The organism is Pseudophaeobacter sp. EL27, assembly GCF_900313025.1.
Taxonomy (GTDB): domain Bacteria; phylum Pseudomonadota; class Alphaproteobacteria; order Rhodobacterales; family Rhodobacteraceae; genus Pseudophaeobacter.
On record NZ_OMPQ01000009.1, the window covers coordinates 95,159 to 115,788 of the forward strand.

General features: G+C 59.0%; 14 protein-coding genes and 1 pseudogene. 6 read left to right on the forward strand and 9 right to left on the reverse strand.

What is annotated here, in order from left to right; genetic code table 11:
• Window positions 1-44 precede the first annotated feature (44 nt).
• Complete coding sequence (locus tag ED661_RS08215) at window positions 45-812, forward strand: ABC transporter ATP-binding protein (RefSeq protein ID WP_122073448.1); 768 nt, start codon at window positions 45-47, stop codon at window positions 810-812.
• On the forward strand, window positions 805-1,632 hold the full coding sequence (locus ED661_RS08220) for an ABC transporter permease (RefSeq protein WP_122073449.1): 828 nt from the start codon (window positions 805-807) through the stop codon (window positions 1,630-1,632). The genes ED661_RS08215 and ED661_RS08220 overlap by 8 nt, the downstream gene beginning before the upstream one ends.
• Before the next feature lie 18 nt (window positions 1,633-1,650).
• On the opposite strand, the gene ED661_RS08225 is transcribed toward ED661_RS08220, so the two are convergent.
• Window positions 1,651-2,976, reverse strand: a complete 1,326-nt coding sequence (locus ED661_RS08225) for a glycosyltransferase (protein WP_122073450.1) — start codon at window positions 2,974-2,976, stop codon at window positions 1,651-1,653.
• A 358-nt stretch (window positions 2,977-3,334) separates the two neighbouring features.
• Here ED661_RS08225 and ED661_RS08230 point away from each other — a divergent pair, with 358 nt between their 5' ends.
• On the forward strand, window positions 3,335-5,548 hold the full coding sequence (locus ED661_RS08230) for an NADP-dependent isocitrate dehydrogenase (protein WP_122073451.1): 2,214 nt from the start codon (window positions 3,335-3,337) through the stop codon (window positions 5,546-5,548).
• Window positions 5,549-5,686: 138 nt separating this feature from the next.
• On the opposite strand, the gene ED661_RS08235 is transcribed toward ED661_RS08230, so the two are convergent.
• Window positions 5,687-7,594, reverse strand: a complete 1,908-nt coding sequence (locus tag ED661_RS08235; RefSeq protein WP_122073452.1) for a methyl-accepting chemotaxis protein — start codon at window positions 7,592-7,594, stop codon at window positions 5,687-5,689.
• A gap of 233 nt (window positions 7,595-7,827) precedes the next feature.
• Window positions 7,828-9,306, reverse strand: a complete 1,479-nt coding sequence (locus ED661_RS08240; RefSeq protein ID WP_122073453.1) for a PLP-dependent aminotransferase family protein — start codon at window positions 9,304-9,306, stop codon at window positions 7,828-7,830.
• A gap of 101 nt (window positions 9,307-9,407) precedes the next feature.
• On the opposite strand from ED661_RS08240, the gene ED661_RS08245 reads away from it, so the two are divergent.
• Window positions 9,408-10,568, forward strand: a complete 1,161-nt coding sequence (locus ED661_RS08245) for an MFS transporter (RefSeq protein WP_122073454.1) — start codon at window positions 9,408-9,410, stop codon at window positions 10,566-10,568.
• Window positions 10,569-10,910: 342 nt separating this feature from the next.
• Entirely contained in the window at window positions 10,911-12,212 is a 1,302-nt protein-coding gene (locus tag ED661_RS08250) for an alpha/beta hydrolase family protein (RefSeq protein ID WP_371412419.1), read from the forward strand.
• A 179-nt stretch (window positions 12,213-12,391) separates the two neighbouring features.
• Here ED661_RS08250 and ED661_RS08255 read toward each other — a convergent pair.
• Window positions 12,392-13,402: pseudogene (locus ED661_RS08255) on the reverse strand (IS5 family transposase).
• A gap of 117 nt (window positions 13,403-13,519) precedes the next feature.
• The gene (locus tag ED661_RS08260; RefSeq protein WP_122073455.1) at window positions 13,520-14,716 is read right to left on the reverse strand and encodes an NADH:flavin oxidoreductase/NADH oxidase family protein; all 1,197 of its coding nucleotides are present in this window, start codon (window positions 14,714-14,716) and stop codon (window positions 13,520-13,522) included.
• Between the two features lie 101 nt (window positions 14,717-14,817).
• Between ED661_RS08260 and ED661_RS08265 the strand changes: the two genes are divergently transcribed.
• Window positions 14,818-15,732, forward strand: coding sequence for a LysR family transcriptional regulator (locus tag ED661_RS08265; protein WP_122073456.1), 915 nt, complete (start codon window positions 14,818-14,820; stop codon window positions 15,730-15,732).
• Window positions 15,733-15,788: 56 nt separating this feature from the next.
• Here ED661_RS08265 and ED661_RS08270 read toward each other — a convergent pair whose 3' ends face one another.
• The 4 genes from ED661_RS08270 to ED661_RS08285 form a co-directional block, all read right to left on the reverse strand.
• Window positions 15,789-16,304, reverse strand: coding sequence for a DUF2478 domain-containing protein (locus ED661_RS08270; protein WP_122073457.1), 516 nt, complete (start codon window positions 16,302-16,304; stop codon window positions 15,789-15,791).
• 115 nt (window positions 16,305-16,419) lie between these two features.
• Window positions 16,420-18,471, reverse strand: a complete 2,052-nt coding sequence (locus tag ED661_RS08275) for a proline/glycine betaine ABC transporter permease (protein ID WP_122073458.1) — start codon at window positions 18,469-18,471, stop codon at window positions 16,420-16,422.
• On the reverse strand, window positions 18,468-19,523 hold the full coding sequence (locus ED661_RS08280) for a glycine betaine/L-proline ABC transporter ATP-binding protein (RefSeq protein WP_122074069.1): 1,056 nt from the start codon (window positions 19,521-19,523) through the stop codon (window positions 18,468-18,470). The genes ED661_RS08275 and ED661_RS08280 overlap by 4 nt, the downstream gene beginning before the upstream one ends.
• A gap of 5 nt (window positions 19,524-19,528) precedes the next feature.
• Window positions 19,529-20,488 (reverse strand): ABC transporter substrate-binding protein, encoded by a 960-nt coding sequence (locus ED661_RS08285; protein ID WP_122073459.1) that lies wholly within the window; start codon window positions 20,486-20,488, stop codon window positions 19,529-19,531.
• Window positions 20,489-20,630 lie beyond the last annotated feature (142 nt).

Genomic DNA, 20,630 nt, shown 5'->3' on the forward strand with positions numbered 1-20,630 from the left:
TAATCCTGCCCCGTCAACAGCCCCCTGTTTCGGAGCGCCCCCGCATGGACATCCGCCTCTCTGGCGTCAGCCATTCCTATGATGATTTTGAGGTGCTGCGCGATATCTCACTCGATATCCCTTCGGGCAAGATTGTCTGCATTGTTGGCCCTTCGGGCTGCGGCAAATCAACCCTGCTGCGCTTTATTGGGGGGTTAGAGCAGCCGACCCGGGGTGAGGTGCTGCAAATCGGAGCGCCGCCCAAGGACTGCCTCAACCCGCTCACCTATATTTTTCAGGACTTTGCCCTGCTGCCCTGGCGCTCGGTTCGGGGCAATATCTCTTTGGTGCTGGAAGATCACGGCATTCGTGGTCCCCGTGCCGAGGCAATTATTGCCGATGTGCTGGCCCGCACCAAACTCAGCGAATTTCACAAGGCCCTGCCCAAACAGCTGTCTGGGGGAATGAAGCAACGGGTGGCCATTGCCCGTGCGCTGGCCGTAAACCCGGCAGTGATGTTGATGGATGAGCCGCTGTCGGCACTGGACAGTCAGACCCGAGAACTGCTGATGGATGATCTGGTCAGCCTCTGGACCCGGACACCTTTTACGGCTGTCTATGTGACGCATAATCTGGCCGAGGCCGTGCGGCTGGGCCATTCCATCGTTGTAATGTCACGCCGCCCCGGCAAGATCCGCGAAGTGGTGCATCTGGAAACGCCATTGGATCAGCGTCACTACGGCGATAACGCTTTGGAAGAAAAACAAAAGTACCTATGGCACTTGATGCGCGAAGAAGCGCGGGCTGCAGATGCGGAACTTGTTCATGTCTGATCCAAAATCCACCACCGCCAGCGCTGTGCAGCCGCAAGCCCGCCAGGTCACCTTTCGTGGTGGTGGCTTTGCCCCCGCCAGTCATCGCTGGATTGGCATCGCGGTCTTTGCCCTGCTGTTGACTCTGGCCGAGATGGGCACCCGCCAGGGCTGGATTTCGCCGCTCACTCTGCCCCTGCCCAGTGATGTGCTCAAAACTTTTGGCGAGCTCTATGCCTCGGGTCTCTTGTGGGCGCATCTGAGCGTGTCCTTGACGCGGTTGTTTGTCGGCGCCTTGATTGGGGCCAGTCTGGGCGTCGCGGTTGGCGTTCTGATTGGGCTGTTTTCCTATGTGCGCGCCGGGTTGGTGCCGCTGACGGCAGCCCTGTTTCCGATCCCCAAGATCGCGCTCCTGCCCCTGTTTGTGATCTGGTTTGGTATTGATGAGGGGTCCAAATACGCGCTGATCGCTTTTGGCACCTTTACCCCAACAGTGGTGGCCACTTACGGCGCGGTGGATAATGTCGACCGCAGCCTGATCCGCATGGGACAGAGCTTTAACCTGTCGTGGTTCTCGATTGTGCGTAAGATCGTGCTGCCCGGAGCCATGCCCGGTATCCTGTCAGGTCTGCGCATCAGCCTGGCCATTGCCATCATCCTGCTGGTTGCCGCCGAGATGCTGGGTGCGGAGTATGGCATCGGGGCCTATATCCTTGAAGCCGGGTCGCTTTATGATCTGGAACGCCTGTTTGCCGGGGTCACCATCCTGTCGCTGCTGGGGGTCACTCTGAGCGCCACAATTGGCCTGATCGAGCGCCGGGTGCTGAACTGGCGTCAGTAACTGAGCCTTTGAACCAGATCAGTTTCGCGCCGCATCCCAATCGCGCGTTACAACAGGTTTGCTTGTCTGGCGCGGCTTTGACGGGCCAACTGGCAAGTGGTGTTTGATGAGTTGCGCACGATGGGCAAAGACCTGGGCATCACTAAAGGGCCTGCCATCTGCCCGGGCCTTTGTAATGCGCTGTGCCAATGCCCCACGATCCGCGTTCAACTCCGCAACCCTGTGCGCCAATGCTTCGGTATCCCCGCGGGCCACCAGCGTGCCCCCCCCCTGTGCGGAAATCAGATCCCGCGCATAGGCCCCGTCATAGCCTAGAATTGGTGTGCCGCAGGTCAGGGCCTCGATCAGGCAGCGCGGTGATTCAGGGGTTTTGTGACAGAACATGAATATATCAGCCTGCCGCAGGGCCTTTAGCACGGCTGCGCGATCCTCGACAAAGCCGGGGAATTCAACCCGGTCCGCCAGTCCCGCCCGCTGAATGCGCGCCTGCATCTGTGGCAGGGCCTCGCCCTCTCCAAGCCAGGTCGCTTTGAAATCGACGCCCAAGACATTCAGGCGTTCCAGCACCGTGGTCCAATCAATCGGTCCCTTCATTGCCTCGGCTCGTCCCGTGTAAATCAGACGCAGGGGGCGCTCGCCCGCAACATCCTGCACCTTTTCGGCCAAGGCTTTGTCGCTGATGTGATCTTCCTCTGCGATATGGATGTCATGCACCAGCTGGGGATTGCGACAGAACCCGTGAAAGGCCTGAAAGGTCTCCGCCCCATGAAACAAGCCCAGATCGGCCCGTTGGATCACCGCCTTTTCCAACGACGCCATAGGCCGGTGATACAGGCGCCCGCGGAGACGACTGCGCCAGGTTGTCTGATCCAGTGCCTTGTCCATCGGGCGCTCTTGCGACTGGCGCATGACTTCGGATTCCACCCGATCCGTCCAAACCGCATAGGGGCGCTGCATCTGATGGGCCAAAAGACAGGACAGTGATCCCCAGTCGCCAAACAACCCACCAATCGCAAAGCTGAGATAATCCGCCTGAGCAATCAAAGACCGTATCCGCTTGAGCACCTGCGGCAGGGCGCGCAGGAACTGGTCCGGGCGATAGGCCATGGGCAGAGGTTCGATACAAACCCGTGACAACGCATGCTGATGGTTCTGCAAGGGCACCCATCCCGCGGGCGGGGCCGTGGCGCTGACCGGCATCATCACTGTAACCTGATCAAAATGTCGGGCCCAGAGATGCAACCCATTGACCGCCTGGCGTTCAATGTAGAGCGTGTCTTCAAAAAGGTGCAGCGGTACCGGGGCATAGATCAAAAGGTTTGACCCTGTCGTGGTCCTGGTCATTGGTTTCCTCCCTGTCAGCGGAGGTAAGGCTGCCTCCTTGCCAACAAGGTTACGTAAGATTTGTCTAAAGTTTCCACTTTCCCTAAGCAGAGTCTCATGACGCAAAGGGCTAGGTCGCACACCAAAAGGCGCTGGCTAACACCCACAAGTGCGGAAAAATGCAGCGCCGCGTCAATCTGCCAAGCCAAAATTCGCATCCTAATGATTGCACCGCCCGCCCTCCTGCTCTACATGAGGGCCTAAATGGATCCTGCCCGGAAACCAATTTTGGCGCGATCCGTCCCGTCTCTTACATGAGATGTAGTCCAGCTACACTCTCGTCACCAAAGCTTCCGCTATCGCTGAAAGGTTGAGAAACATGACAGAAAAATCAAACCCCGACATTCTGTATACCATCGTAGACGAAGCACCCGAACTGGCCTCGGCGTCCTTTCTGCCGATCATCCGCAAGTTCGCTGCAGCCGCCGATGTCAGCGTTGGTACCAAGGATATTTCCCTGGCTGGCCGTATCATTTCCGCCTTCCCCGAGAACCTGAGCGAAGACCAGCGTCAGTCGGACGATTTGGCCGAACTGGGTGTTCTGGTGAAAACCCCCGACGCCAATGTCATCAAGCTGCCAAATATCTCGGCCTCGGTACCGCAGCTGGTGGCCGCCATCGAAGAGCTGCAGGCCCAGGGCTATGACATCCCTTCCTATCCTGAAGAGCCTGCCACTGACGCAGAAAAAGACGCCCGTGCGCGTTACGACGGGTTGAAAGGCTCGGCGGTGAACCCGGTTCTGCGCGAAGGCAACTCGGATCGCCGTGCCGCCCGTGCGGTCAAGAACTACGCCCAGAACAACCCACACTCGATGGGTGCCTGGGTGGCCGACAGCAAGACCAAAGTCTCGTCCATGCCCGGCAATGACTTCTATGCCAATGAAGTTTCCGCCACCATCACCGCGGCCCAGGCCGGCAATGCCAAGATCGAATTCGTCGGCAAAGATGGTTCGGTTTCCGTGCTAAAAGACGGCTGGACGCTGGAGGCCGGCACCGTTGCGGATGCAACCTTCATGTCCGCCAAAGCTTTGGGCGCCTTCCTGGCCGAAGCGATTGAGGACACCAAGGCAGACGGCACCATGTTCTCGCTGCACATGAAGGCCACCATGATGAAGGTCTCTGACCCGATCATCTTTGGCCATGCGGTAAAAGCCTGGCTGGCCCCTGTGTTCGACAAATTCGGCGCTGAGATGGACGCGCTCGGTGTCAATGCCAACTCCGGCATGGGCGATCTGCTGGACCGCGTCGCGGGCAATGCCGATATCATGGCTGCGATCGAGGCCATAACTGCTGAACGCCCTGCCATGTATATGGTCGACAGCGACAAAGGCATCACCAACCTACATGTGCCATCCGATGTGATCATCGACGCCTCGATGCCTGCGGTTATCCGCGCGGGCGGCAAAGGCTGGGACGCCGCCGGCAACAAGGGCGACACCAACTGTGTGATCCCCGACCGCTGCTATGCCACCATCTATGACGAGACCATCAACTTCTTCAAAGCCAATGGCGCGCTGGACGTAACCACTGCTGGTTCCGTCGCCAACGTTGGCCTGATGGCACAGAAGGCCGAAGAATACGGCAGCCACCCCACCACCTTTGAAGCCCCTGCCGATGGCTCCATTCGTGTGGTTCTGGCCAATGGCGAGACACTGCACAGCCATGAGGTTGAGGCAGGCGACATCTGGCGTTCTTGCACCGCCAAACAGGCCCCAATCGAGAACTGGATCGAACTGGCCTTGGACCGTCAGCGTCTGACCGGCTCGGAAGCAATCTTCTGGCTGGACGCAAACCGCGCCCATGACGCCGAGCTGATCAAATATGTTCAGCCCGCGCTGGAAGCGGCTGGCAAAGCCGACCTGTTCCAGATCATGGCCCCACGCGAAGCCACCGCGCAGTCGCTGAAAACCATCACCGCAGGTAAGGATAGCATTGCCATCACCGGCAACGTGCTGCGCGACTATCTGACCGATCTGTTCCCGATCCTGGAACTCGGCACCTCGGCCAAGATGCTGTCGATTGTGAAACTGATGAAGGGTGGCGGTTTGTTTGAAACCGGCGCTGGTGGCTCGGCGCCCAAACACGTGCAGCAGCTGGTTGAGCAAAACCACCTGCGCTGGGACTCGATGGGTGAATTCTGCGCCCTGGGCGAAAGCTTGAACTTCCTGGCTGACAGCAAAGGCAATGCCAAGGCTGGTGTACTGGGAGCGGCTGCCGAAGTAGCAACCCAGGGTATTCTGGATCAGAATAAGTCACCCTCGCGCAAAGTCGGCGAGCCCGACAACCGCGACAGCCACTATTGGTTTGCCCGGTTCTGGGCCGAGGCGCTGGCAGCGCAGGGTGATGATGCCGATCTGGCTGCCGAATTTGCCCCTATTGCCAAAGCTCTGACTGACGGCGAAGCGGCAATCCTTGCGGAACTGGCTGCGGCCCAGGGCCCAGCTGCCGAGATCGGTGGCTATTTCCGCCCCTCTGTGGAGCTGAAAGCCAAGGTCATGCGCCCTTCAGCAACGCTGAACGCCATTATCGGGTAAAGCGTTCCATTAGGTAGAAATGAAAAAGCGCCCGGCAGAACTGCCGGGCGCTTTTTTGTGCTTGTTTTGGGGCTCTGCCCCCGCGCCCCTATGGGGCGCTCCCCCGGAATATTTTGGGAAAGATGATGACGGGCGGAATCAGAAGTCCTGCCACATGTCCTTGGCCGCATTGCCATCAGCACTGACGGCGGCGGGCGCTGGGGTTGCCTCCTCGAGATCCCAATTGTCATCGCCATGGGCCGAAGGGGCCGCAGCTGGACCAGCAGAGACAGCAGGGGCTGCGGCGCGTGGCATCGGGGTGGTGGGCGCGGAGCCATCCACCTTGAAGACGGCGACCAGCTCAGCCAGTTTGGAGGAGTCGGCATTGAGCATATGTCCGGCAGCCGTCGCCTGTTCAACCATGGCGGCGTTCTGCTGGGTCACCTGATCCAGCTGTGTTACACCAGTGTTGATCTCGTTCAGACCAGTGGACTGCTCCACCGCACCTTCAGCAATGCCGGACACCAGCTTGGAGATATGGCTCACCTGACCCACAATGCTGTCCAGGGCTTCGCCGGCCTTGCCAACCAGATCCACACCACGGGCAACCTGCTTTGAGCTATCGCCAATCAGCGTTTTGATCTCCATCGCCGCGTCCGATGAACGCTGCGCCAGTGCACGCACTTCCGAGGCCACAACTGCAAAACCTTTGCCAGCCTCACCAGCGCGAGCCGCTTCGACTCCCGCATTGAGGGCCAGCAGGTTGGTCTGGAATGCGATATCATCGATCACCGAGATTATCTGGCCGATGTGGTTCGAACTCTGTTCGATCTCGGTCATGGCGGAGACTGCGCTTTGGACAACCTCACCACTGACCTCGGCTTCCTGCTTGGCGGCCTCCATGGTGGCCTCAACGCTTCTGGCGCCCTCAGCGGCTGATTTTACACTTGCGGTCAACTCATCCAGCGCTGCGGCGGTCTCTTCCAGAGTGGCGGCCTGGCTTTCGGTGCGATGCGACAGATCATCCGACGCCTGGCTGATTTCTGTGGCGCCATTGCGGATTGAGCTGGTGGCTTCGACCATACGCGACATGGTTCCGCTCAGCGTTTCAATGGTCTGGTTAAAGTCCTGGCGCAGTTGGCCGTAATCCTCTGGGAAATCACCGCCGATCTTGGACGTCAGATCGCCCTGCGACAGCGCCGACAGGTTGCGGCTGAGAATGGAGACAACTTCAGCCTGTTCAGATTCGCGTTCCTTTTGTTTGGCTTCCAGCTGTTTTTGGCGGATCAGTGACTGCCGGAAAACTTCCACGCTTTGCGCCATATCACCTAGTTCGCTTTTGTTTTTGGTGGCAGGGATATCCGCATCGGTGTCGCCATCTGCCATGGAATGCATCCGGTTCTTCAGCGCATTGACCGGCTTGGTCACGCTGCGGGTGATCACTGTGGCCCCAACCACGAGAATGGCCAAGCTGATCGCCAGAGCAATCATCGCCGTCATCCGCATGATGCTGAGTTCTGCTTCGATGTCAGAAACATAGGCGCCCGTTCCGATGATCCACCCCCAGGGTGCGAAGAGCTTTACATAGCCCATTTTGGCTTCCTGGATTTCGGAATCCGGCTTGTTGAAGTGATAGATCAGCGGCCCCGCACCACTGGCTTCAATCACCTTGGTGAACTCTTCAAAAATGCGAAGCCCGTTTACATCTTCATAGCCAGATTGGTCTTTTCCAATCAGCTGTTTGGCGACAGCATGCGCTCGCATGACGTTGTTTTCGTCAAAGGCAAAGAAATATCCAGCCGAACCAAAACGCAATAGCTCAATCTGCTCTTTGCCCAACTCCTGGGCCTCTTCCACGGAGAGCGTGCCCGCCTGCACCTGTTCATCCAGGTTGGCCAGGATGCTGATCATGGTGTCAGTGAGGCTACCGAGCTCTTTTTCCCGCATTTCATAGGCGTTATCCACGGCACGGGACAACAGAACAAAGGTTAAAACTGCGGCCAGACCCACGGCTAATCCCGCTAAGGCATATATTCGTATCGGCAATCGGAACAAAAACTGGGGCATTTTAGGGTCGTCCTTTAATACTAGAATTGCCCCTCAGGCTATGTCTGGCATCCTAACATTCAGTTATCCCTACCTGTGCGGATTACGATTTCACCAAGTTACCTGACGTATTTCCCGCATGATTTTTCGCAAAACGCCCCAAAAGGCAGCTTAAAACTCTTAAAGCAACTTGGGGTGTAATTAATTTGCGCTGGGAGCATCTCCCCTTACGTAAACTTAAACTGTCATGGTGTTCAGCCGCGAATCTGTTCCAATACGCGCTTCAAATTGCCGAGACCTTGGTCCAGCTCCACTTCGCTGTAGCCACAAAAACCTAAAACCAACCCGTTGTAAGTGCCACCTACTGAGTCCAGGGCCTGCACAAACCCCGACAAAGCTTCGATGCTCAGCCCCTGCTCTGCCGCCCGGTCACAGATTTCCCGATCCTGTAGAGAGCAGGTCAAATGAAAGACCACCTGCATGCCGGCCTGGTGATCAACACAATAGCCGTAAGCGCTGAACTCTTTGGTCAACTGCTCCAACAGAAACCGCCGGCGCTCTGCATAGATCCGTCTGACCCGGCGCAGGTGCCGGTAGAACTCACCGCTGCTTATAAAATCGGCCAACGGCTGCTGCGGCATGCTACTGGCTTTGGGGCCAAAGCGTTGAATGCTGTCCGCAAAGCGCCTGATCAAGGGGTCAGGCAAGATCAAATAGCCCAGCCGCAGCGCATTGGAGAAGATCTTGGAGAAGCTGCCCACATAAAGTGTGCGGTGCAAATGATCAAACCCTGCCATCGCCGGGATCGGGCGACCTGCATACCGAAACTCGCTGTCGTAATCGTCCTCAACAATCCAGGCCTCAGTTTTAGTCGCCCATCGAAGGAACTCCATCCGGCGCGCTGGCGACATGGCGCCGCCGAGCGGAAACTGATGCGAGGGGGTCAAAATGGCCAACCGCGGGGCGACCGGCCCTGAAGGCAAAATCGCGCCATTCTCATCAACCCGCAGATATTTCGGTGTCAGCCCTTGGGCCGCAATAAAATGCTGCAAGGGTTTATAGCCGGGGTCCTCCAGGGCAACGCTGTCTCCTGTCTCTGCCAGTTCATGCAGGCAGATCTCCAGGGCATCCGTGGCCCCGGCGGTTACAATCACCTGCTCTGGCCGCGCCGAAATGCCCCGCCACTCTGCCACATGATCACAGATGGACTGCCGCAGCGCCCAAGAGCCAAACCCGCGACTGCCCAGAAACATTGACTGGGGGTCAGATCGACAGATCCGCGCCACGGTCTTGGCCCATTGCCGATAGGGAAACAGCCGCATATCAGGGGCGCCCGCTCGAAAGGGGCGCACCACTGGCTCTTCGGTCTTGGGCCTATTGGAATCCTTTTGCGTGCGATGACTGACTGCCGCTGCGCCACTGCGATTTGTTGTCTCGGGTTTCGCGCGTACCGGCCGCTGCGTCAGTTCCACTTCACCCGCAGCACAGAGCCGATAGCCCGATCCCTGCTGACTGCTGAGATAGCCTTCGGCGACCAATTGCTCGTAGGCGGTAACGATGGTGGAGCGCGACACCCCCAGTTCAGTCGCAAACACCCGGGTGGGTGGCAGCTTGCTGCCCGATGCCATGTCCCCAGACGCAGCGCGCAAACGAATTGCGGCGCAGATCTGCTCGAACACCGGGGTGCTGGCCCCGCGATCAATGGAAAAGCCCAACCAAGGTGTCTGTGTCATCTTTGATCCAGCAAAATTGGTATGCAAGAAATACTTATATCTGGATGTTATAGAACACCCAGATCAAGGGCAATCTGCGCCAAACATCCCTTGGAGGTCATATGCCCCGTTCGACCCTGCTTGCCCTGTTTTACCTCGCCAGTTTTTTACAAGCAGGCGCCTATGGGCTGACCTTTCTACTGCCAAGACTCTTTGCCGAATTCGGTTCAGATGAAAAAACTGTTGGCGCCATGCTGGCGATAACCGCGTTATCGACCCTGGTTACGGTCTATTACTCTGGCCACCTGGCTGACCGTTTTGGACGCACTAAGGTTCTCGGGCTGGCCTGCCTTGCGATCGCAGCAGCCCTTGCGGGTTATGGGCTCGCCACGGGTCCTGGCTCAATCTTGGTCACGGCAAGCCTGTTGCTTGGGGCAGGATGGGGGCTGACATATGCGCTTTCGCCCGTTGTGCTGACAGGTTTGACCGCACCAGAGGAACGCGTGCGCTATTTTGCGCTCTTGTCGGTGGCCGTCATGGCAGGTTTTGGGCTTTCACCTGTGCTGGCCGCGCAGATGGAACTGGCGGGGCTGCCTCTTGAAGCCGCATTTTATGCCACGGCCCTGCTCTGCGCCCTGGCTGCCCTGCTGTTTTTTGCCCTCATTGGCCCTATCCGTGCAGGGGACAGGGGCGCAGGCCGTGCCAACCGCTCACAACTCTCTCTGCGCTCAATCCAGCAGATCCTCGCCAGCCCAGCGCGTTTACCGGTCACCATGGTTCTGATCGGCGCCAGTGTCTTTGCCGGGATGAACAATTTTCAAACCGTCTTTGCAGACCAGCGTGGGCTGGACTATGCGCAGTATTTCCTTGCCTATACGCTGACAGTGGTTCTGTGCCGCCTGCTACTGGCCCGTTTCACCGGAGGCAGGCGCCCCTACCTGATGATTGCCGCTTTGCAATATGTGATGTTTGGCTCTGTCGTGCTCTTTGCGGTTTCTGGCGGTAGTGCCGCGCTCTATCTGGTTACGGCTGCTCTGTTTGGCATTGGATATGGCGTCTCCTATCCTATTCTGGCAGCCATGGCAGCAAACGATGCTTTTGAGGACCTCCTGCCACAGACGCTGCAACTCTTTGCGCTGAGCTATTTTGTCGGCATTTTTGGTTTCCCGCTGCTGGCAGGCTGGATCCTGGTCGATCTGGGGGGCAGCAGCCTTTTGGGTCTCGTTGCAGTGCTGGCAGCGCTGGAAGCAACTCTAGCACTCCGACGCGGCTGGGCTGGCTGATGGGATTACCGACGACGTCGGCGCGCGCTCAGCCCTGTGGCTTTAGAGGACAGCTTTTGCGATACCTTTACCGACCACTTCAACTCTTGAAAGAACGCTGCGTTATTCCCGCCCAGCCTCTGGAGAGGCTTGACCCTGCCCCCCGCTCCTTAGTCATCTGACCACAGGTGACGCGCGATCACCCAGTATATTGCTGCGATGTCTGCTCACAACGGCTCTGTGATTTCCAAGGGAAGCACAGGTCAGGTTGTTACATTGCAGCCCTAGACCAGCGCTATCCCCGGACAATGGCTCGCAGAGGCCTTGGGACAGTTCAATTGGATACAGAATTGGGAGAGAGAAATGTCTAAGAAGAGTATTGCCGCTGGCATGGGGCTTGCCCTGGCCGCAACAGCCCTGCCCCTGGCGGGCGCGGCGGAGAACCGCATCGACCGCATCCGACCAGATGCGCCTGAGCTTGCCGCCTTTGGTGCCCATCCCATCGGGGTGCAGACGCTGGAGTTCACCAATCCCGACCAGAATGATATCCTCAATACCAATGAGGAGACCCAACCGCTGTATGATCGTGATCTCACGGTGGAGGTCTGGTATCCGGCCGCGGCGGGAACGGAACAGGGTGGCAGCTATCAGGCCATCCTGCGGGACGGCAAGACCGAAGTCACCCTGCAGGGGCGCGCCGCCCGTGATGCAGCCCCGGCCAGCGGCGCGACCTATCCGCTGGTGGTGATTTCACATGGATATCCCGGCAACCGCTATCTGATGTCACACCTCGGAGAAAACCTCGCAACCAAGGGCTATGTCACCGTCTCGATTGATCATCGCGACAGCACCTATTCCGATCAGGCCGCCTTTGGCTCAACCCTGTTGAACCGCCCTATTGATCAGCGCTTTGTCATTGATCAGATGGAGGCACTGGAAGGCCCCTTAGGCGCGATCATCAACACCGATCAGACCGGAGTGATCGGCTATTCCATGGGCGGCTACGGTGCTTTGATTTTTGCCGGCGCCGGAGTAACCGAGGCCTCGACTCAATATAGCTGGGGCACCCCGGCAGGTCTGCTGGCCCGTCACCAGGCTGGATCTGACAGCCATGCGGCCTTGAGTGACGCGCGGGTCAAAGCGGTGATTGCGATTGGCCCCTGGGGCATGAACACCGGCTTTTGGGACACGACCGGCCTGGCCGGGATCAACAAGCCGCTGATGATGATGGCGGGCAGCCAGGATGATGTCTCTATCTATCCGGCGATGCGCAAGATCTTTGAGGGGGCGGTCAATACCAACCGCCACCTGCTGACCTTTGAGGGCGCCAATCACAATGCCGCAGCGCCGATGCCCGCCCCGATTGAGAGCTGGGAGCCAGTCGACAATCTCGACTTCATCCCCTTTGAGCACTATGCGGATGCGATCTGGGACACCAACCGGATGAATAACATCACCCAGCACTTTGCCACTGCCTTTATGGGCCTGCATCTGAAATCTGAGGTGGACAAGGACAGCTACCTGGAGCTGACCCCCAATGCCAGTGACGGCGTCATCTCCAAAGACGATGCAGGCAAGGAACTGCCTGATCACAGCTACTGGAAGGGTTTTGCTCCCCGCACGGCTCTGGGCCTCCGCTTTGAGACCCTCACCGTCGACCAGTAACTGCGCGCAACTGAAGTCCCTCTCCTCCACAGGCTGCAGGTCGGGTCAGACCGCCCATTCCCAGGAGGGGAGGCTTTGCCGGAACCCGAACAAAGCCTGCTTTCGGTCAACATTCAGATTACCGCGGCTTTGTTGCGCAAATCGCGTGAGAGCCAGACTTCCCCTTACCCCGGACGGACTTATCCTACGGGCTCTGTGACAGGTATGCCGATTGCCGTGTAGCGGTTGAGGAATGAGACCTTTTCCGCCATTGGTCCGAGGACAATGGTCGAATGATGCGGATTTGGATCTCCGCAACCTGCGTTTCGAAGTCCCTTGCCATGAGCGATTGACCGAGAAGTTTCACACAATGCATCTTTGTTTCGACGCGGCTTCGGCGGTGGTATCCGGTCAATTTTCGCCACAGCGCCCGGCCCAGGTACTTTGATGCGCGCACAGCTTCGTTTCTGGCGATGGCGCCAGCACTCGTCGGCTTCCAGGGCTTGGCGTTTTTGCGCGGTGGTATGATGGCGTCAGCACCACGTACGGCAATCGCCTCGTGGCATTTGGGGGTGTCATAGGCCCCATCCGCCGTGACTGATCCGAGCTTCTGGTCGGGCGGGATTTGATCCAGCAGGTTTGGCAGCATGGGCGCATCCCCCACATTGCTGGTCGTAACCTCGACGGCTCGAACCTCCAATGTTTCCTCGTCGCCCCCCCTCTCGGGATCATGCAATGCATGACCCTGCCGGGCAGTGAATGTGTATCTTACGCCAGATACGCCGTTTCGAACCTCCGTGCTTGCGCGCGTTCCATTCCCCTTCACCTTCGGCCTTGATGCCGGTGCTATCGATAAGGAGGTTCAGTAGGCCTTTGCCGCCTCGATACGGTAGGCGCATGTTCAGCGTCTTTTGTCGACGGCACAGCGTGCTGTAATCCGGCATCGCCCAGTCCAACCCTGCCAGCCGTAACAGGCTTTCGACAAAGCCAGAGGTCTGGTGGAGCGGCATGCCAAACAACACTTTCAGCGTCAGGCAGATCTGGATCGCGGCATCGCTGAAACTCTGATGCCGACCGCGTTTGCCGTTCGGCGGCGGCACCCAGACCATCTCGGGATCAAACCAGATTGTCAGCGGTCCACGACGCTTCAATGCCGTGTTGTAGGTCGACCAGTTCATGGTCTTGTACTTCGTAGGCGTCCAACTGCTCATGGCCTCCAGCTATCATGCTGGATTCACCGCGTGAATCCTCTAAACCCATTTGCGCAACAAAGCCGTAACAAATCTAAAGTGTCATGCCTGGCGGCTCTGCCTCAAGAGAGGCACATATCACGACAGAGAGAAGCGCTCCCTCCAAAGAGGGATACGCTGCGCGTCGCGGATGTCATATTCGTCAAGGGCATCAGTGATGTCACGTTCTGGCTGGCCGTCGCGATCCTCGCCAAGGTCCGCCATACGCATAGTGAACCAAGCTGTCATTCCCCCGGCTGGCAAGGAGGTGAAACGTGGAAAGACAGGCCCCCCTTTGCCCGCCTGCCATGTTGCAGGCAAAGCTGGATCAAGAACAAAGCCCCGCGCAATCCCCACCACATCCACATCTCCGGCGAGGATTGCCGCCTCGGCCTCCTGGTACTGTTTGAACCCGCCCGTGGCCATGAGCGGAATCGAGGTCACTTTCCGCGCCGCACGCGCGAAGTCGAGGAAATATGGCCCCCTGGTTGCCCGCTCCGAGCTTGAGGGCGCGCCGGGGAAATAGGTTCCTCCGCTGATGTCCAGCAGGTCCACACCTGTGCCATCTAGCGCTGCCACCACCTGCAGGGCTTCCGCCTCTGACAGCCCCCCGTCGAGCTGATCCGTGGCGTTCAACTTGACCGCAACCACAAAATCCGCAGGCACTGCGGCGCGTATGGCCTCAACCGTTTCGATCAGTAGCCGCATTCGCGCCTGGACTGTTCCCCCATAGGCATCGGTTCTCTGATTGAACAGAGGCGAGAGAAACTGGCTCAGCAAAAACCCGTGGGCGGCATGGATCTGCACACCGCCAAATCCCAACTCTGCCGCGCGCCGGGCGGTTGCGGCAAAGTTTTTGGGCACGGCCTTGATCTCGGCAAGGGACATGGCCTCGCTGGTAAAATCGGGAAACGTAATGGCGCTTGGGCCCTTTGGGCGACTAATGGGCAGATGGGACAAGGCCCCGGCATGGCCAAGCTGGAGCCAGAGTTGCGCCCCGTCTCCCGACCCACGCCGCGCAAGTTCGCGAAAACGGGGCAGATCCGCCCCGGCATCCAGCACCAGATTGCCTGGCTTTTCGGGGTAATCAGGATCCCCCTGCACCTCCCCAATGATCGAGGCCGCCAGACCGCCTTTGGCCCAACGTTCATAAAGACGTATCTGCGCAGCAGTTGGATTTCCCTGCCCATCCGCCAGGGAATCCGACATCGCCGATTTGATGATCCGGTTTTTCAACACCTGTCCATTGGGCAATGTCAGCGGGGAAAAGAGGGGGCAATCTGTATCCGTCTGCAAACCGGTTCTCCTTGGAATAGAGGTCTGTATCTGTGATACATTGGATTTACAGGGGTGATAATCAGGAGGTTTGGATCATAACTTGATCCTTTTTGGAACAGATGACGCAAAAAACTGAGATGGAAATCCTTTTGACCGTCGTTGATCAGGGCAGTTTTTCCGCGGCGGCCAGGGTACTGGGATACACCCCCTCGGCAGTGGGCAAACGGGTGCATCACCTGGAAGAGCGGCTCAGGGTGCCACTGCTGATCCGCTCCACCCGGCGCATGACCCTGACCGAGGCTGGCCAGCGCTATGTTGAGGAAACACGGGAGCTGCTGGCGCGGCTGACAAAGCTGGAAGCGGATATTGCCGATGATGCCGACAGCCTTCGCGGCCCGATCCGCGTGACCTGCTCGGCGGCGCTGGGACGGATACATGTTGTTCCCCAGCTGGTCCTGTTTATGGAGCGTCACCCGGAGATCGAGATTGACCTGGCGCTTTCGGATAAGCTGGTTGATCTGGTTGGTGAGGGCTTTGATCTGGCGATCCGAAGTGGCACCTTGCCGGATTCCTCGCTGATCTCACGAAAGCTGATGACCAACCGTCGCCTGCCCTGCGCCGCCCCCGGCTATCTCGATCAGCATGGGGTTCCGCAACAGCCCGAGTCACTTGCGGCACACAGGTGCTTGCGACTGCCCCGGGAGAGGCTGGTTTCGGATTGGGGGTTCCGCTGGCGGCCTGGCAGTCCGGATCGGCTTGGGGCGGGGTTCAGCTGTAACAGTTTGGATGCGCTCCATGCCGCCTGCTGCGGGGGACAGGGAATTGCCTGGCTGCCTGAGTTTCTCATCCGGGAGGACCTGCGCGCGGGTCGGTTGCTACCACTCTTGGCGGATTGTGTGCCCCCGGATGCAGGCGGCGCGATCTATGTTCTCCGCCCCGAGGCCGCCTTCCAGCCCCGACGGGTCCGGGCTTTGGCCGATTTTCTGGCCGGTCACTTCGCCGCTGTGGGGTCCAGCAATCTCAAAGCGAGATAGCTTGGATCAAACAAGCGCAGCAAACCCTTTCAAGGCAGGGTATCCAAGCGTCAGGTTCAGCCCTCTGCCAGGGCGGCCTCGACCCAGGCAACCAGGTCCTCAAGCTCAGTTGCCCCTTGCACGGCCATGCCGTCAGAGAACTCTTTGAAGGGCTCAACATTCATGCGGTTGACGCCGGAGACAACCACCAGCCCCTGAGCCAGGGCCTCGCCGATGACCGGGCGCATGCCGCGACCATCCGCTTCGTGTTTGCCAAACTTGTTGACGATCAGCACCTGTGGACGCGGCGTGGCATTCAAGCTGCTGCTCACCTGCCCTACGGCCTGCTCCAATGCCTCGGGGTTCAACCGGCAACCGCGGGCTCCGGCTCCCAGAGACTGTGAGATGCGGATGGTCTCGCCCGCAGGCAGGACCCGTACATCCATGTCACACAGGGCGTCATCGCTGCATTCAGTATTGGTTTGCACAATACCAGCCAGCACGATGCCTTTGGCATGCAGCGCCTCCGCCAGGCTGCTGAGCAGCCGGTCGGTACCACCACGGGTTTCAGTCCTCACATAGGCCAGATGCATTACATGCCCTCTCATCACTGGTCTGGAGTTGCGCCTCAATTGCTATCCGCAATTCATCCCCGGCGCCAGAGGGGTTTTCCCGCGCCCAAATACAGGGGCGCGGGGGGGATGGGTTTTATAGGCCAAGCGCCTTTTTGCGTTCCTCAGCAAAGCCCTGCACGATTCGGTCGGCGATCAGCGCCAGGATCGCCATGGCCGCCCCGGCTGAAATGCCAAGCCCCACATCCGCCTGCCCCAGCGCCAGATAGATCGACTGGCCCAGACCGGTGGTGCCGATCAGCGCCGCAATCACCAGCATGGCAAAGGCATAGAGAATGGTCTGATTGAGCCCCAAGAGGATGGTTGGTGCCGCATAGGGCGCGCGCACATCCCGCATCATCTGCCAGCGGGTGGCACCGGAGGCCGTGGCTGCCTCGATCATCTCTTCCGGGGTGGAGATCAGCCCCTGCCGGGTATAGCGGATCATCGGCACCACCGCATAGGCGATGATCGCCAGAAAGGCCGAAAACTCGCCGATCTGAAACACCATCAGCACCGGGATCAGGAAGACAAACAGCGGAATGGTCTGCAGCATATCGCAGATCGGCCGCACCAACCGCCAGGCCATGGGTGAAACCGCGCTGAGCAAGCCGAGACCGCCGCCCAAGAGCGCACAGGCAAAGACCGCAGCGCCGGACAGATAAAGCGACAGCAAAGCGCGCTCCCATAGCCCCGAGACCAGAATGGTGGTGAGCAACACCAGCGACAACATCGCCAAGCGATGCCCCCCCGCGACCCAGGACAGGGCCGCCGTGCCAACCAGCACAAAGGGCCAGGGCAATTGCGACACGCCTGTTTCCAGAATTCCGGCTGCAATCAGCACCACCAGCCCCAGGGTCAACCGCCCCCGCAGTGCCAGCACCACGGCAACGACAGCAGCGGCGACAAAGAACCAGAGGCTCATCGCAGCGGTCCACTGAAAGCCCCAGGTAAAGGGCAGGAGCGCCTGATCCAACCCGATGCGCAGTGGCAGCAGAACGTAGAACATGATGGTGTTCTTTAAATTCGCCAGGAAATAGGCATTGGCACGGGTGAAATCCGTGAGCCAGCTGTCCAGACCATCCGCCACCGGATCCAACATCTGATAGCTGCCGGGGTCACCAATGCGGCTCCAGAACAGCAGGCTGACCAGCAGCCCCAGCGCCAGGATCGCCAGCGACACCCGCCCATCCCACAATTGGCGCCGCTCCTGCGCCAGGGTGGCGCTCATCCGGTCGATCAAAATGGCAAAGATCACAATCACCGCACCCGCCAGCATGGCAGGGCCAAACTGCGCCTTGCGCATGGTCAAGAGCACTTCCCAGCCGATGTCATTAAAGCCGCCGATAACAGCGGCAATGATCACCATCGACAGGGCCGCCATCAGACATTGATTGACCCCCACCATGATCTGCACCTTGGCCGCTGGGATCTCTACCTGAAACAGCTGCTGCAATCGGGTGCCCCCGGCCATAACTGCGGCTTCTTTTACTTCGTGTTCAACCCGTTGCAGCCCCAAGAGCACATTGCGCGCCATCGGCGGTGCGGCATAGATCGCCGAGGCAATAAGCCCCACCACGGGGCCAAAACCAAAGAGCACCAGGAGTGGCGTCAGATAGGCAAAGGTCGGCACCGTCTGCATCACATCCAGCAGCGCCTGAATCGGGGCGCGAAAACTGGGGAATTCATTGGCGAGAATGCCAATGCCTGCCCCCACCACCAGCGCCAATGGCACTGAAACAGCCACCAAGGCCAGCGTGTTCATCCCCTGTGGCCAATAGCCGGAGACCAGCACCAGCCCCAGCCCGATAGCAGCCATAGCTGCCATCTTGATCCCACCCAACCGCCAGCCCAGCGCCACAGTTGCGGCAATCAACAGGGGCCAGGGCACTGTTGCCAGCAGATAGTTCATCGCCGCCATCGGATAGGCCATCATGGCTGAAAACATCCGCGCGGCGGGTTTCAGGAAGGTCAGCCCGCCCTTGACGCCGGTGCCAACACTCTCGGTGGCGGGCAGCACCCAGTCTTTGGGAAAAATGCTCAGCCAAGGCACCAGCCCTTCCAGCGCCAAACAAAGCGCCCCGATGAGAAGGGCGATCAGCGCCGCCAGACTGCCTTTGCTCAGGCCTGCGATGTTCACGCCATTCATGCGGTGGGTTCCACCTGCAGGGCCGCGGCCAGATCCGCCGGGTTGATCACCCCAACCAGGGTGCCATCCTTGTCACGTACCGGCACTGGCTCATAGAGATCCATGCAGCGCGCCAGCGCCGCATCCAGCGTCATGTCGCGGCGCAGCCCGGGATCATCCGCGCCGTAGGGGTGGTTTTCCGGGTCTTGCATCACCGAGGCCACATTGGCGTGACGCCCCTTGGCCACGTCTTTGGAGAACTCGCGCACATAATCATCCACCGGATTGAGCACGATATCCGCCGGGGTGCCGATCTGCACGATCTTGCCATCGCGCATGATGGCAATGCGATCCGCCAGTTTCAGCGCCTCATTGATGTCATGGGTGATGAACACAATGGTGGTTTTCAACTTGGCCTGAATATCGAGGAATTCATCCTGCAACTGGCGACGGATCAGCGGATCCAGCGCCGAAAAGGGCTCATCCAGGAACCAGACGGAACAATCCGCCACCAGGGAACGCGCAATGCCAACCCGCTGGCGCTGCCCACCGGAGAGTTCACGTGGGAAGCGGTCTTCGCGCCCTCCGAGGTCAACCAGATCAATCACCTCTTTCGCCTTGGCCAGACGGGCCTTTTTCTTCACCCCCTGCACCTTGAGCGGATAGGCGACATTCTCGGCCACGGTCATATGAGGAAACAGGCCAAAGTGCTGAAACACCATGCCCAGGGTCTTGCGGCGCAGCTCGATCAGGCGGGCCTTGCTGGCAGAGACGATGTCCTCGCCCTCAATGCGGATTTCTCCGTTTGAGGCAGGCAGCAACTGCGAAATACAACGGATCAGCGTCGATTTGCCCGAGCCGGAAAGCCCCATGATGACAAAAAGCTCGCCTTCCCTGACGTCAAAATTGGCATCCTGCACCGCAGGCACCAGCCCCTGAGCGCGCAGCGCCGCAGAGACCTCATCTGCTGATGCATGTTGCGACAGCGCCTGTTTCAAGGCGCTGTCTGCGTTCTCGCCAAAGACCTGCCAGACGTTCTGGCAGGAAATGGCGGGTGTATCGGAACCGTTCACGGCACTCACTTGGTGGCAGCGTCAACAACCGGGCGCCAGCTGTCTTCATTGGCCGCCATCCAGGCTGCAACAACCTCTTCGACCTTGCCGCCATCAACATCGATTGCGCCCATCATTGGCTGCTGCGCTTCTACTGCCAGAGTGTAGTTGGACAGGATTTCAAAAGCCGCAGGCCATGTTTCCGCAGTGCCGGACCAGGCCGCCTTGAAGATGCGCGAAGGTGCAAAGTCACAGTCATTCACCGCATTGGGGTTTGGCCCCCAGGCCGGATCATTAAAGCAGGCCTCTTCGCCAACTGGCAGGTCAACAAACTGCACATCATAGGCAGACATCGCCCAATGGGGCTGCCAGAAGGTGATCAGCAGCGGTGTTTTACGCTCGGTCGAGGCACGCAGCTCGGCGATCAGGGCGCCCTCGGACCCTGCAGGAACCGCTTTGAAGGGCAGCTCCAGACCGGTCATGCGATCGGCACCGGGTGTCCCCCAATCCGCAGGGTAGTCCACCAGGCGGCCGGAAGGCAGGGTTTCAGCCGTGGCAAAAAGCGGCGCACAGGCCTTCAGCGCTTCCCAGGCGGGCAGACCGGGGCAAAGCTCAGCCACATGAGCGGGATAAGCGATGCCTTCCTTGGCGTTCAGCTCCAGATCGCCCAGTTCAACAACGGTGCCTTCGGCAACCTTGTTGGCATATTCATCAGAAACGTTTGAGGACCAGATTTCCAGCGTCGCGTGGATCTCACCATCGGCAATCGCCTGGAACTGGTTCATCATGCCGGCGGTGACATATTCCACCTTGTAACCAGCGGCCTTCAGCATCTCACCCGCGATATGGGTGGTCACGTGCTGCCCGGTCCATTCGTTGACCGCCAGCTTGATCGGCTGATCCACAGCCCCCATCTCTGCCGCCTGGGCCGTTCCTGCAACCAGTGAAGCCGCGCCAAGAAGGCATGCAAATGTTGTCTTTTTCATTGTTGATTTCCCTGTTTATATACCCCTGCTGATGCAAAGATCAGCTGGGTGGATTATAGTGGAGCCTGGCGGCTCAATCGGCCCAAAGGGCGCAGATGGTCTGTGCCCAGGAGTGTTGATCTGAGGCTTGACCTTAGCAATA